The sequence below is a fragment of the Nonomuraea sp. CA-143628 genome, assembly GCF_050942315.1.
Classification (GTDB): domain Bacteria; phylum Actinomycetota; class Actinomycetes; order Streptosporangiales; family Streptosporangiaceae; genus Nonomuraea.
Genome location: NZ_CP192072.1, coordinates 5,330,786 through 5,343,006, shown reverse-complemented (window position 1 = coordinate 5,343,006; position 12,221 = coordinate 5,330,786). Strand labels below are relative to the sequence as shown.

Annotated in this window: 13 protein-coding genes; 1 reads left to right on the top strand and 12 read right to left on the bottom strand. The window is 69.3% G+C overall.

Going from position 1 to position 12,221, the window contains the following annotated elements; genetic code table 11:
* Positions 1-211: 211 nt before the first annotated feature.
* The 5 genes from ACQP2T_RS24425 to gap all read right to left on the bottom strand — a co-directional run bounded on the left by ACQP2T_RS24425 (position 212) and on the right by gap (position 3,925).
* The gene (locus tag ACQP2T_RS24425) at positions 212-556 is read right to left on the bottom strand and encodes an RNA polymerase-binding protein RbpA (RefSeq protein WP_214636247.1); all 345 of its coding nucleotides are present in this window, start codon (positions 554-556) and stop codon (positions 212-214) included.
* Between the two features lie 68 nt (positions 557-624).
* Positions 625-855 carry a preprotein translocase subunit SecG gene (gene secG, locus ACQP2T_RS24420; RefSeq protein WP_214636246.1) on the bottom strand — a complete coding sequence of 77 codons (231 nt, stop codon included), beginning with the start codon at positions 853-855 and terminating at the stop codon, positions 625-627.
* A 99-nt stretch (positions 856-954) separates the two neighbouring features.
* Positions 955-1,737, bottom strand: coding sequence for a triose-phosphate isomerase (gene tpiA, locus ACQP2T_RS24415; RefSeq protein WP_433519823.1), 783 nt, complete (start codon positions 1,735-1,737; stop codon positions 955-957).
* On the bottom strand, positions 1,734-2,921 hold the full coding sequence (locus ACQP2T_RS24410) for a phosphoglycerate kinase (RefSeq protein WP_433518375.1): 1,188 nt from the start codon (positions 2,919-2,921) through the stop codon (positions 1,734-1,736). Before ACQP2T_RS24410 ends, tpiA begins: the two co-directional genes overlap by 4 nt.
* Positions 2,921-3,925, bottom strand: a complete 1,005-nt coding sequence (gap, locus tag ACQP2T_RS24405; RefSeq protein WP_433518374.1) for a type I glyceraldehyde-3-phosphate dehydrogenase — start codon at positions 3,923-3,925, stop codon at positions 2,921-2,923. The genes ACQP2T_RS24410 and gap overlap by 1 nt, the downstream gene beginning before the upstream one ends.
* A 186-nt stretch (positions 3,926-4,111) precedes the next feature.
* Here gap and ACQP2T_RS24400 point away from each other — a divergent pair, with 186 nt between their 5' ends.
* Entirely contained in the window at positions 4,112-4,723 is a 612-nt protein-coding gene (locus ACQP2T_RS24400) for a hypothetical protein (protein WP_433518373.1), read from the top strand.
* A gap of 387 nt (positions 4,724-5,110) precedes the next feature.
* Here ACQP2T_RS24400 and whiA read toward each other — a convergent pair whose 3' ends face one another.
* From whiA to ACQP2T_RS24365, 7 genes are all read right to left on the bottom strand, one after another.
* Positions 5,111-6,091, bottom strand: a complete 981-nt coding sequence (gene whiA, locus ACQP2T_RS24395) for a DNA-binding protein WhiA (protein ID WP_357656688.1) — start codon at positions 6,089-6,091, stop codon at positions 5,111-5,113.
* A 71-nt stretch (positions 6,092-6,162) separates the two neighbouring features.
* Positions 6,163-7,080 (bottom strand): gluconeogenesis factor YvcK family protein, encoded by a 918-nt coding sequence (locus ACQP2T_RS24390; RefSeq protein WP_433519822.1) that lies wholly within the window; start codon positions 7,078-7,080, stop codon positions 6,163-6,165.
* 230 nt (positions 7,081-7,310) lie between these two features.
* Positions 7,311-8,177, bottom strand: coding sequence for an RNase adapter RapZ (gene rapZ / locus ACQP2T_RS24385; RefSeq protein ID WP_357958376.1), 867 nt, complete (start codon positions 8,175-8,177; stop codon positions 7,311-7,313).
* A gap of 22 nt (positions 8,178-8,199) precedes the next feature.
* Complete coding sequence (gene uvrC / locus ACQP2T_RS24380; protein WP_433518372.1) at positions 8,200-10,134, bottom strand: excinuclease ABC subunit UvrC; 1,935 nt, start codon at positions 10,132-10,134, stop codon at positions 8,200-8,202.
* 72 nt (positions 10,135-10,206) lie between these two features.
* Entirely contained in the window at positions 10,207-10,647 is a 441-nt protein-coding gene (locus ACQP2T_RS24375) for a Rieske (2Fe-2S) protein (RefSeq protein ID WP_433518371.1), read from the bottom strand.
* 44 nt (positions 10,648-10,691) lie between these two features.
* On the bottom strand, positions 10,692-11,150 hold the full coding sequence (locus ACQP2T_RS24370) for a Rieske (2Fe-2S) protein (protein WP_433518370.1): 459 nt from the start codon (positions 11,148-11,150) through the stop codon (positions 10,692-10,694).
* Positions 11,151-11,254: 104 nt separating this feature from the next.
* Positions 11,255-11,680, bottom strand: coding sequence for a Rieske (2Fe-2S) protein (locus tag ACQP2T_RS24365; RefSeq protein ID WP_358540424.1), 426 nt, complete (start codon positions 11,678-11,680; stop codon positions 11,255-11,257).
* Between the last annotated feature and the right edge of the window lie 541 nt (positions 11,681-12,221).

Below are 12,221 nucleotides of genomic sequence, written 5' to 3'. Positions count from 1 at the left end.
CACCCCGCCATGCCCCACAGGGCCCCGCATCCCGCGAACCCCACGGGCCCCGGTGCCCAAGTCTGAATCCCACCCCACAGTTGGCCACGTGTGGCACACAGCACCGCCGAACCCCATCCAGCGAAACCCGGTCAGTCCCAGGGACGGCCCACACCCCGAACAGCGAAGGACCCCGGCACAGTGTGCCGGGGTCCTTCAGAGATAACAGGTCCTACCAGGGGGACTTGTTGTTGCGCAGACGCTCCAGCGCCTCCTCGAGGATCGCCTTGCCGTCCTTGTCGCTCCTGCGCTCCTTCACATAAGCCAGGTGCGTCTTGTACGGCTCGTTCCGGGGCGGGGCAGGCGGGGCCTGCTCGTCCTGGCCGGCCGGGAGGCCGCAGCGCGGGCAGTCCCACATTTCGGGCACTGCCGCATCGCTGGCGAAGCTGGGACGCGTCTCATGCATGTTGGCGCACCAGAACGAGACCCGCACTCTCGGAGCTGCCTCGCCGCGCTCGGCCTCCCCCATCGGGCCGGCGCCGACACGGCTGCCACGGATCGCGTTGCCACTACCCACGGATGAACTCCTCGCTCGATCGCCCCGTGACACACGGGGGGAGAATCACTGTCACGCGTCAATCTGACTCAGGGCCGCAGAAGCAGACCCAGAGCGATGATGCAGACGAACCAGACGGTGCCCGTGATCACGGTCAACCGGTCGAGGTTACGCTCCACCACCGAGGAACCACCGAAGTTCGACGAGAAACCGCCGCCGAACATGTCAGACAGGCCACCACCCTTGCCCTTGTGGAGCAGGACGAGCAGGATCATGAGACAGCTCGCCAGGATGAGGGCGATGGAGATTCCGATTTCCACGGTATGCCTAGTCCTTCAATGCTCTGTCACGCGTGACGATTCAAACTTGCTTCTAGAGGGTACGGCCTGTTGTCAAATCGCACCCCCAGAACGACTCAGTTAGCCAGACATATCGGAGAAACGGCAGATCTTAACGAACTCCCCGGCATCGATGCTGGCACCGCCCACGAGCGCGCCGTCGATATCGGGTTGAGCCATGATCCCAGCGATGTTGCCTGACTTGACTGACCCTCCGTAAAGGATACGTACCGCGGAGGCCACTTCGGGGTCGTACAGCTCAGCGAGTCTGCCTCGCAGCGCCGCACAGACCTCCTGGGCGTCCTCAGGAGTGGCCACCTCGCCGGTGCCGATCGCCCACACCGGCTCGTAGGCCACTACCATCGATTGTGCCTGCTCAGCGGAGACTTTGCGCAGTCCGCCGTCAAGCTGGGCCAGGCAATGTGAAACTTGCTCGCCCGCCTGACGCACGGGCAGGCCCTCGCCGACGCACAGGATCGGCGTGAGCGAGTGGCGGAACGCGGCGTGCACCTTGGCGTTGACCAGGTCGTCGTCCTCACCGTGATACTGCCGCCGCTCCGAGTGGCCGGCCAGGACGAACGTGCAGCCCAGCTTGGCCAGCATCGCGCCCGAGATCTCGCCGGTGTAGGCGCCCGCCTCGTGCTGGGACAGGTCCTGGGCGCCGTAGACGATGCGCAGCTTGTCGCCGTCGACGAGCGTCTGGACGCTGCGCAGGTCGGTGAACGGCGGCAGGACGGCTATCTCCGCCTTGTCGAAGTCCTTGTCGGTGAACGCGAAGGCGAGCTTCTGGACCAGTGCGATGCCCTCAAGGTGGTTGAGGTTCATCTTCCAGTTGCCGGCGAAAAGCGGCTTTCTCACGGTCAGTCCTCCAGGGCGGCGAGTCCGGGCAGGGTCTTGCCCTCGAGATATTCCAGGCTCGCGCCACCACCGGTGGAAATGTGCGAGAAGCCGTCTTCGGGCAGACCGAACTTGCGTACGGCGGCCGCCGAGTCGCCGCCGCCGACCACCGTCAGGGCGTCGGCCCCGATCAGCGCCTCGGCCACGGCCCGGGTGCCGCCGGAGAAGGCGTCGAACTCGAAGACGCCCATGGGGCCGTTCCAGAAGATGGTCTTGGCATCGGCCAGCTTGGCCGCGAACAGCTCACGGGTCCTGGGACCGATGTCGAGCCCCTCGCGGTCGGCCGGGATCGCCGTGGCCTCGACCACGTCGTGCGGCGCGTCCTCGGCGAAGCCGGTCGCGGCCAGCACGTCGACGGGCAGCACGAGGTCGACGCCGCGCTCGGCGGCCTCGTTGAGGAAGCCGCGCACCTGGTCGAGCTGGTCTTCCTGGAGCAGCGACTTGCCGACCTCGTAGCCCTGGGCCTTGAGGAAGGTGTAGGCCATGCCGCCGCCGATCAGCAGCCGGTCGACCTTGGCCAGCAGGTTGGCGATGACGCCGAGCTTGTCGGAGACCTTGGCGCCGCCCAGCACCACCACGTAGGGGCGCTCGGTGTCCTCGGTGAGCCTCCTGAGCACCTCCAGCTCGGCCACGATGAGCTTGCCCGCCGCGTGCGGCAGCAGCCGGGGCACGTCGTAGACGCTGGCGTGCTTGCGATGGACCGCGCCAAAACCGTCGCCGACATAGAGCTCGGCGAGCCCCGCCAGCTTCTCGGCGAACGCGCCCCGCTCGGCCTCGTCCTTGGACTCCTCGCCCGCCTCGAACCGGAGGTTCTCCAGCAGGGCGACCCGGCCCTCCTCGAGCGCGTCGGCGACGCCCTGGGCGCTGTCACCGACCACGTCGGCGGCGAAGGCCACGTCCTCGCCGAGCAGCTCGGCGAGGCGCTCGGCGACCGGCTTCAGCGAGAGGGCGGGATTGGGGCGCCCCTTGGGGCGGCCCAGGTGAGCGCAGACGATGACCTTCGCGCCCGCGCCGGTCAGCGCCTTGATCGTCGGCACCGACGCGCGGATGCGGCCGTCGTCGGTGATCGTCTCACCGTCGAGTGGGACGTTGAGGTCGGCGCGCACGAGCACGCGCCGACCCTTCACGTCGAGATCGTCGAGCGTACGCATCAGAGGTCCGCGCCCACCAGCTGGATGAGGTCGACGAGGCGGTTGGAGAAGCCCCACTCGTTGTCGTACCAGCCGACGACCTTGACCTGGTTGCCGATGACCTTGGTCAGGCCGGCGTCGAAGATGCAGGAGTGCGGGTCGGTGACGATGTCGCTGGAGACGATCTCGTCCTCGGTGTAGCTGAGCACGCCCTTGAGCGGTCCCTCGGCGGCGGCCTTGTACGCGGCGTTGACCTCTTCGACGGTCACGTCGCGGCCGACCTCGACGGTCAGGTCGGTGGCCGAGCCCGTGGGGATCGGCACGCGCATCGCGAACCCGTCGAGCTTGCCCTTGAGCTCGGGCAGCACCAGGCCGATGGCCTTGGCGGCGCCGGTCGAGGTGGGCACCACGTTGACGGCGGCGGCGCGGGCGCGGCGCAGGTCCTTGTGCGGGCCGTCCTGCAGGTTCTGGTCCTGCGTGTAGGCGTGGATCGTGGTCATCAGGCCCTTCTCGATGCCGAAGGCGTCGTTGAGGACCTTCGCCAGCGGAGCCAGGCAGTTGGTGGTGCAGGAGGCGTTGGAGATGATCGTGTGCTTGGCGGCGTCATAGGTGTTGTCGTTGACACCCACCACGATCGTGACGTCCTCGTTCTTCGCCGGGGCGGAGATGATGACCTTCTTGGCGCCGTTGTCGGCGTGCACCTTGGCCTTGGCCGCGTCGGTGAACAGGCCGGTCGACTCCAGCACCACATCGACGCCGAGATCGGCCCACGGCAGCTTGGCCGGGTCGCGCTCCTCGAAGACCTTGATCGCCTTGCCGTCGACGATGATCTCGTCGCCGGATGCCTTCACCTCGTACGGCAGGCGGCCGAGGATGCTGTCGTACTTCAGCAGGTGGGCGAGCGTCGCGTTGTCGGTCAGGTCATTGACCGCAACGATCTCGATGTCCTTGCCGCTGGCGGCCACCGCACGCCAGAAGTTGCGACCGATGCGGCCGAAGCCGTTGACGCCTACGCGGATGCTCACGGGAACCGATCTCCTCGTACGTGATGGCGAGCTAAAAACCTCAATGCCAAACCCTATCGGAACCAAATTGGTTTAGACCACTCGACTCCCCCTACCGTGAATCCGCGATCAGGCGGCGTAATTTGTGAGCTTCGAGTAAAGTGCCCGACTCATCGGAGTAAGTTCCGGCATTCTCTGGGGGCTGAGATGTCACAACCTAGGTCCGGCCTGCTGTCTGGCCTGATCGTGGGTTTCGTTGCCACGCTTGTCTGCGCCGTCGCGCAAGCGGCGGTACTCCTGTATGGAGACCGCTTCATCCCGGCTGCCTTCCTGACCGCCGGCGACGGCCTCTGGGCGATGACCACGATCGCCTTCGCCTCGGGCCTGCTCCTGTCTCTCCTGGTATGCCTGTTCAGGCCGGGCAGCCGGCTTCTGCCGTGGTGGTCGGCCCTCTGCTCGGCGGCGGCGGTGGCCCTGGGATGGACCACCGCCCGCGCGACGACCACCGGCGGCCGGCCCGACCTGAGCCTCGACCGCCTCATCACCAACTTCCCGGCCGAGCTGACCGGCCTCTGGCCCTCGCTGAAGGACTCGTGGGAGCCCTGGCTCCCGCTGGTGGTGGCGGCCCTGACGGCCTACTTCCTCGTACGCGTACGAGTTGGCCGTGTCCGAGCCCGCCGAGCCTCCCTCACCCCACCGGAGGACCCGGCCCCGGCCGAACCGGAGTACCGGGCCCCCTTCGAGCCCCTCCAAAGCCCCACCAACCCCTCACGCCCCACAGGCGACCTGTTCACCCCGAAAGACTCGGGCCGGGCCTGAAACGGCTCACCGGCCCGATCCACGGAGACGGCCAAGCATGCGCACGTCACGGCGGGAAGTCCCCCCACCGGAGGAGCGTTCCCCTGGACAGGGCCCAGCCCACGACGGCGATCGGCGCCCACCGTGCCGTGCCGTAAAGCATGAACCGCCTTGACGGCAGGACACGCACGGCAGAGCAACGCAAGCGATACCCCGCACGGACAGAACCTCAGAGCGCTCCTACCTGCGCTCTCAGAGACCCTCCCGACACGGAGCCACCCGGGCCGCCAGAACCTCAGAGCCGCCCAACCGCGCTCTCAGCCGACACGCGAGCCACCGGGCCACCGCACCGCACACAGAACCTCTTCACGGGGTCACCGCGCCGTACAGAGGCCGCTCAGAGAACGCTCACTGGGCGAGCATGTCCACGGTGAGGTTCGCCTCGGTGTTGGGGATGCCCAGGTCGGTGGCACGTTTGTCGGCCATCGCCAGCAACCGCCGGATCCGTCCAGCGATCGCGTCCTTCGTCAGCGGCGGATCCGCGATCTGCCCCAGCTCCTCCAGAGACGCCTGCTTGTGCTCCACCCGCAGCCGCCCCGCGATCACCAAGTGGTCGGGCGCCTCCTCGCCCAGGATCTCCAGCGCCCGCTGCACCCGCGCCCCCGCCGCCACCGCGGCCCGCGCCGAGCGGCGCAGGTTGGCGTCGTCGAAGTTGGCGAGCCGGTTGGCCGTGGCCCGCACCTCGCGGCGCATCCGGCGCTCTTCCCAGGCCAGCACGCTGTCGTGCGCGCCGAGCCGCGTCAGCAGCGCGCTGATGGCGTCGCCGTCGCGCACCACGACCCGGTCGACGCCCCGCACCTCCCGCGCCTTGGCGTGGATCTTGAGCCGCCGCGCCGAGCCCACCAGCGCCAGCGCCGCCTCGGGCCCCGGGCAGGTGACCTCCAGCGACATGGAGCGCCCCGGCTCGGTCAGCGAACCGTGCGCCAGGAACGCCCCGCGCCACGCGGCCTCGGCGTCGCAGGCGGCCCCCGCCACCACCTGACGAGGCAGGCCGCGGACCGGGCGCCCGTGGTTGTCGATGAGACCCGTCTGCCGGGCCAGCGCCTCACCGTCGCGGTAGACGCGCACGACATAGCGCGAGCCCTTGCGCAGCCCGGCGGGTGCCAGCACGAGCACTTCGGCCTTGTGACCGAACACCTCCCCGATGTCCTTGATCAGCCGCCGCGCGGTGGCGTTGGTGTCGAGCTCCGCCTCGATCACGATGCGCCCGCCCACCAGGTGCAGCCCGCTGGCGAACCGCAACAGCGTCGACACCTCCGCCTTCCGGCAGCAAGGCTTCAGCACTGGCAGGCGGCTCAGCTCGTCCTTCACCACACCCGTCATCGCCATAAGCGTTAGTCCTCCCCCATTCAGACCGGCTCTCAGCAGTGTCTCGCACCTTTGCGCCGCGCCGACCAGGATCAACGCTTCTGGAGGAAAATCTCGTCCAGGACGGAGGCAAGACGTCGTGAGTCATGCCGGGGGGAGCCGTCGGCGGCCGCGACGTCGGCCATGACGAGCCGCCCGCCGAGCGCGGCGGCGGCCTTCTCCAGAGCGTCGCGGTCGTCGACCACGCCGGTGTCGGCGAGCACCACGTCGACGCGCAGGCCGGGCGCGTGCTGCCGGAGCACCTCCAGGTGCTGCTGGGGTGAGAAGTCGTCGGTCTCGCCGGGCTGCGGCGCCAGGTTGAGCGTCACCAGCCGCTGGGCCTTCGACTCGTGCAGCGCCCGAGCCAGCTCGGGCACCTTGAGATGCGGTAACACGCTGGTGAACCACGAGCCGGGCCCGAACACCAGCCAGTCGGCCTCCAGCACGGCGCGTACGGCCTCGGGCCGCGCGGGCGGGTCCTCCGGCACCAGCGAGATGGCCTGCACCCGGCCGGGGGTCAGCGCGCAGGCCACCTGCCCGCGTACGGTCGAGGTGACGCCGTCGAGCTCCACCTCGGCCACGATGTCGAGCGGCACCGACGCCATCGGCAGCACCCTGCCGTGGGCGCCGAGCAGCCGGCCCACCCAGTCGAGACCCGCCACGGGATCGCCGAGCAGCTCCCACAGCGCCACGATGAGCAGGTTGCCGACGGCGTGGCCGTGCAGGTCGCCCTCACTGCGGAAGCGGTGCTGGACGACCTCGCTCCAGGTGCTCCCCCACTCGTCGTCGCCGCAGAGCGCGGCCAGCGCCATGCGCAGGTCGCCGGGAGGAAGCACGCCGAGCTCACGCCTGAGCCGCCCGCTGGAGCCACCGTCGTCGGCGACCGTCACCACCGCGGTCAGATCGCCCACCACGCCGCGCAGCGCCGACAGCGAGGCGTAGAGCCCATGCCCCCCGCCCAGCGCCACCACCCGCGGCCGGTCATCCGGCGGCGCCCCGGCTACGACGGCGTCACCTGGCGCCGGGCCGGCGACGCCCGCCCCACCCAACGCCGCGCCGATCACAGCCGCGTCACCCGGCGCCGAGCCGCCCACGACCGCCTCAGCCACGCCCGCGTCACCCAGCGCCGCCTCAGCCACGATCGCCTCACCCAGCGCCGCTTCGGCTACGGCCGCCTCACCCTGGTCTTGGCCCTCATCGGTCACTCCCGCCCCACATCCCGGTGGCTGACCTGGACTTCCATGCCGCGGTCACGCAGCCGGCCGGCGACCTGCTCGGCCATCGCCACGCTGCGGTGCTTGCCACCCGTGCAGCCCACCGCCAGCGTGGCGTAGCTCTTGCCCTCGCGCGCGTAACCGGCGGCGATCACCTGCAGAACCTCCTCGTACGCGTCGAGGAACTCCTTGGCGCCCGGCTGGCCGAGCACGTAGTCGCGCACCGGCGCGTCGAGCCCGCTCATCGGCCGCAGATCCGGCACCCAGTGCGGGTTGGGCAGGAAGCGGCAGTCGACCACGAGGTCGGCGTCGACCGGCAGGCCGTACTTGAAGCCGAACGAGACCACGTTGAGTCGCAGCCCCGGCCGGTCCTCGCCGCCGAAGAAGTTGACGATCTTGTTGCGTAGCTCGTGCACGTTGAGCGAGGAGGTGTCGATCACCAGGTCGGCGTTGGCCCGCACCTCGCGCAGGATGCCGCGCTCGCGCGCGATGCCGTCGACGAGCCGGCCCTCGCCCTGGAGCGGGTGGGGCCTGCGTACGTTCTCGAATCTGCGCACCAGCCCTTCGTCGCTGGCTTCCAGGAAGACCACGCGCACCCGCACGCCGCGGCCCTCAAGCTCTTCGATGGCGGCGTTGAGGTCGCTGGTGAAGGCCAGGCTGCGCACGTCGACGACGGCGGCCACCTTGTCGGCGGCCAGCTTGACCTTGCCCGCCTCCTCCGCCATGGCGAACAGCAGCCCCGGCGGCAGGTTGTCGATGACGAACCAGCCCAGGTCTTCCAACGCCTTGGCCGCGGTGCTGCGACCCGCGCCTGACATGCCGGTGACGATGACGAACGCCGGCTCGGTGTTCATTGCCTCACTCCGTTCGGCGGGCTCACTGTCCCTCCCCCTTCAGCGTCGACGCGATCACCTCGGCGATGGCCGGGCCGATGCCGGGGACCTCGCACATTTCGGCGGCGGTGGCCTCGCGCAGCTTCTTCACGGAGCCGAAGTGTTTGAGCAGCGCCTGCCGACGCGCCGGTCCGAGGCCGGGCACGGTGTCGAGCGCGCTCTCCTTCACGGTCTTGGACCTCTTAGCACGATGGTAGGTGATGGCGAACCTGTGTGCCTCGTCCCGCACGCGTTGCAGCAGGTAGAGTCCCTCGCTGGAGCGCGGCATGATCACCGGCTGGTCGTCGCCGGGCAGCCACACCTCTTCGAGTCGCTTGGCCAGGCCGCACACGGCGACGTCATCGATGCCGAGCTCGTCGAGCGCCCGCTGGGCGGCGGCCGCCTGGGGGCCGGCGCCGTCGACCACGACCAGATTGGGCGGGTAGGCGAACTTGCGCGGCTTTCCGGTCTCCGGGTCGATGGGCCCGTTGGGCCCGTCGGCATCGTCGTCGGCCGCCAGCTCCCCGGTGTTCGAGCGCTCCTCCAGGTAGCGCCGGAACCGCCGCTGGATGACCTCGTAGATGGAGGCGACGTCGCCTTCCTTGGTCTTGACGGCGAAGCGGCGGTATTCGCTCTTGCGGGCCAGGCCGTCCTCGAACACCACCATCGACGCCACGACGTTCTCACCCTGCAGGTGGGAGACGTCGTAGCACTCGACGCGCAGCGGCACCTGGTCGAGGTCGAGCGCGTCGGCGATCTCCTGCAGCGCCTTGCTGCGGGTGGTCAGGTCGCCGGCTCGGCGGATCTTGTGCTGGGCGAGCGATTCCTTGGCGTTGCGCTCGACGGTCTCCATCAGCGACTTCTTGTCGCCGCGCTGCGGCACCCGGACCTCGACCCGGGCGCGGCGCTGCTCCGACAGCAGCTCGGTGATCGCCTCGTGGTCGGGCGGCAGCACGGGCACGAGGACCTCGCGGGGCATCGACTCGGCGCCCGCCTCGCCGTACATCTGCAGCAGGAACTGCTCCACCAACTCGCCCGGCGAGCTCTCCTCGACCTTGTCGACCACCCAGCCGCGCTGACCGCGGATGCGGCCGCCGCGCACGTAGAAGACCTGGACGGCGGCTTCGAGCGGGTCCTCGGCCAGCGCGATCACGTCGGCGTCGGTGCCCTCGCCGAGGACGACGGCCTGCTTCTCCAGCGCGCGCTGCAGGGCCTGGATGTCGTCGCGGAGCCTGGCGGCCCGCTCGTATTCCTGCGCCGCGGCGGCCTCGCGCATGTCCCGCTCCAGCCGCTTGATGAAGCGGCCGGTGTTGCCCGCCATGAAGTCGCAGAAGTCTTCGGCCAGGGCCAGGTGCTCATCCGGGGTGACCCGGCCCACGCACGGCGCCGAGCACTTGTCGATGTAGCCCAGCAGGCACGGCCGGCCGATCTGCCCGGCCCGCTTGAACACGCCCGCGCTGCACGTGCGGACGGGAAAGACGCGAAGCAGCAGATCGACGGTCTCGCGGATGGCCCAGGCATGGGAGTAGGGGCCGAAGTAGCGGGTGCCCTTGCGCTTGGCGCCCCGCATCACCTGCACGCGCGGGAAGTCCTCGCCCATGGTGACGGCGAGGTAGGGGTAGGACTTGTCGTCGCGGTATTTGACGTTGAAGCGGGGGTCGAACTCCTTGATCCAGGAGTATTCGAGCTGCAGCGCCTCGACCTCGGTGCCGACCACCGTCCAGTCGACGTCGGCGGCGGTGGTGAGCATGGTCTGGGTGCGCGGATGCAGCGCGGAGAAGTCGGCGAAGTAGGAGTTGAGCCGCTGCCGCAGGCTCTTGGCCTTGCCGACGTAGATCACCCGGCCATGCGCGTCCCTGAACCGGTAGACCCCCGGAGAGTCGGGAATGGACCCCGACTGGGGGCGGAAACTCAGGGGACTGCGCACTGATCTCGCCACGTTCAAAGACTAACGGGCCCCACCGACAAGGCGGCCCGCCGTACCAGTCGTCCTGGTACGGCGGGCGTGCGCCTAGGCGAGCGTGATCTGGTCTCCCTCGACCTTGATCTGCTGCTCAGGAAGCGGCTTCTTGGCCGGTCCGGCGGTGACGGATCCGTCGTCGATCTTGAACTTGCTGCCGTGGCACGGGCAGTCGATCATCCCGTTCGCGACGCCGCCGACCGTACAGCCCTGGTGGGTGCAGATCGCACTGAACGCCTTGAACTCGCCCGACTTGGGCTGCACCACCACCACTTTCTGCTCCTTGAAGACCGTCCCTCCGCCCACCGGGATGTCGGAGGTCTTCGCCAATGCGCCACCCGCGGCCGCCGGAGCACTCGACTGCGTGTCGGCGGTCGAGGTCTGCGCGCCGCTCGCGGCGTCGTTACTGCCGCACGCGGTCAGCGCCAGTGTCAGGCCACCCACGCCCACACCGGCGATCATCGCTCTGCGACTCTGAAAGTCATCTCCCATGAGCTCACCCAACCGCACACAGGTGAGAAATTCATGAGGACCCGCTAGGCAAGCGTGATCTTACCGTCGCTGACCTTGATTTTCTTCTCCTTGAGCGGCTCGGAAGCCGGGCCACCTGCGACGGAACCGTCCGAGATCTTGAACTTGCTCCCGTGGCACGGGCAGTTGATGGTGCCGTCCGCGACCTCGTCGACTGTGCACCCCTGATGGGTGCAGATCGCCGTGAACGCCTTGAACTCCCCCTCCGTCGGCTGGGTGACGACCACCTTCTCGCCCTCGAAGACCTTCCCGCCCCCGCTGGGGATGTCGCCGGTCTCGGCTAGCGCCTTGCCGCCGGCGGCGGCTTTCTTCTTCTTCGGGGCCTCGGACGACGGCTCGTCGGCCGCGGGTGCCTCACTCGCTTGGGTCGTCGGCGAGCCGTAGCTCGCGCAAGCGGTCATCACCACTGCGAGCCCGGCGCCTCCGGCCCCGAGCACCACCGCCCGGCGCGTCGTTTCGGTCATATTGCGTCCTCCCAGGTCTAGTTCTCACTTCAGGTACGGCCAGCGCCCTCGCGCCGGTTCAGCGTGCCGTACGCCAATCCCGGGAACCACGCAGAATTACCTGTTCAGGCCACCACGACGCCGTCACCCACGACCTTGACCTGATAGGCCACGAGCGGCGCGGTCGCCGGGCCCTTGAGCGCCTTGCCGCTGTCTGCGGCGAACTCGCTGCCGTGGCACCCGCACGTGATCACGTTCTCCTCGGGCGAGCCGACGGCGCAGCCCTTGTGCGTGCAGACCGCGCTGAACGCCTTGAAGACGCCCTTCGCCGGCTGAGTGACCACGATCTTGTACTTCTCCACCAGGACACCGCCCCCCACGGGCACGTCCGCGGTCTTGGCGAGCACCTGCCCCTTGATCCCGGCCGGCTCCGCGCTGGCGCCGCCGCCACACCCCGCGACCGCGAGACCGCACGCCGCCAGTCCGGCCGCGCCCAGCGCCTCGCGACGCCCGATTTCGGGCATGGCGCTGCCCAGCTCCGTAATCCCCATGGTGTCAGCCCTTCCCCGTGGCCACTGACCCCCTGCAGGCCAGGCCGCTATCGTCGGGTCAACTTTATTGCCGCCACCCCTCGGTCCCCCGTCCGGGTCATCGCCGCGAGGCCGGGAATCCCAAGCCACCGCGCCTCACCCGACGTAGACCCCGCAGGCCCGCAGGGCCGCTGACATCGGCCGTTCAACGCCCGGCCCGGCACCCCATGACGCTCCCCTCATGAACCCGCGCCACTCAGGAACTCGCGCTCCCTCAAGGACCCACGCCACCCTCAAGGACCTTCGGCCCTCTCAAGGACCCACACCTGCGAGGGCTGTGACCGCCCTTGCTTTGCTGCCGGACCCCATGACGGCCCCTCAGGGACCCGCCCCTGCGAGGGGCGACTGTGACGCATTGCTGCCGGACCCCATGTCACCCCTCAGGGACTCGTCCCTGCGAGGGGTCGCTGTGACGTATTGCTGCCGGACCCATGGCGCCCCCTAGGGACCCGCGCCCCCTCAGGCCCGCACGACGGCCCCAGGCCCCGGCCATCATCAGGAC

Excerpts from the sequence above, each read along its gene's own strand:
- ACQP2T_RS24410 (WP_433518375.1), bottom strand. The coding sequence starts at position 2,921 with ATGCGTACGCTCGACGATCTCGACGTGAAGGGTCGGCGCGTGCTCGTG.
- ACQP2T_RS24400 (WP_433518373.1), top strand. The coding sequence starts at position 4,112 with ATGTCACAACCTAGGTCCGGCCTGCTGTCTGGCCTGATCGTGGGTTTC.
- whiA (WP_357656688.1), bottom strand. The coding sequence starts at position 6,091 with ATGGCGATGACGGGTGTGGTGAAGGACGAGCTGAGCCGCCTGCCAGTG.
- rapZ (WP_357958376.1), bottom strand. The coding sequence starts at position 8,177 with ATGAACACCGAGCCGGCGTTCGTCATCGTCACCGGCATGTCAGGCGCG.
- ACQP2T_RS24375 (WP_433518371.1), bottom strand. The coding sequence starts at position 10,647 with ATGGGAGATGACTTTCAGAGTCGCAGAGCGATGATCGCCGGTGTGGGC.
- ACQP2T_RS24370 (WP_433518370.1), bottom strand. The coding sequence starts at position 11,150 with ATGACCGAAACGACGCGCCGGGCGGTGGTGCTCGGGGCCGGAGGCGCC.
- ACQP2T_RS24365 (WP_358540424.1), bottom strand. The coding sequence starts at position 11,680 with ATGGGGATTACGGAGCTGGGCAGCGCCATGCCCGAAATCGGGCGTCGC.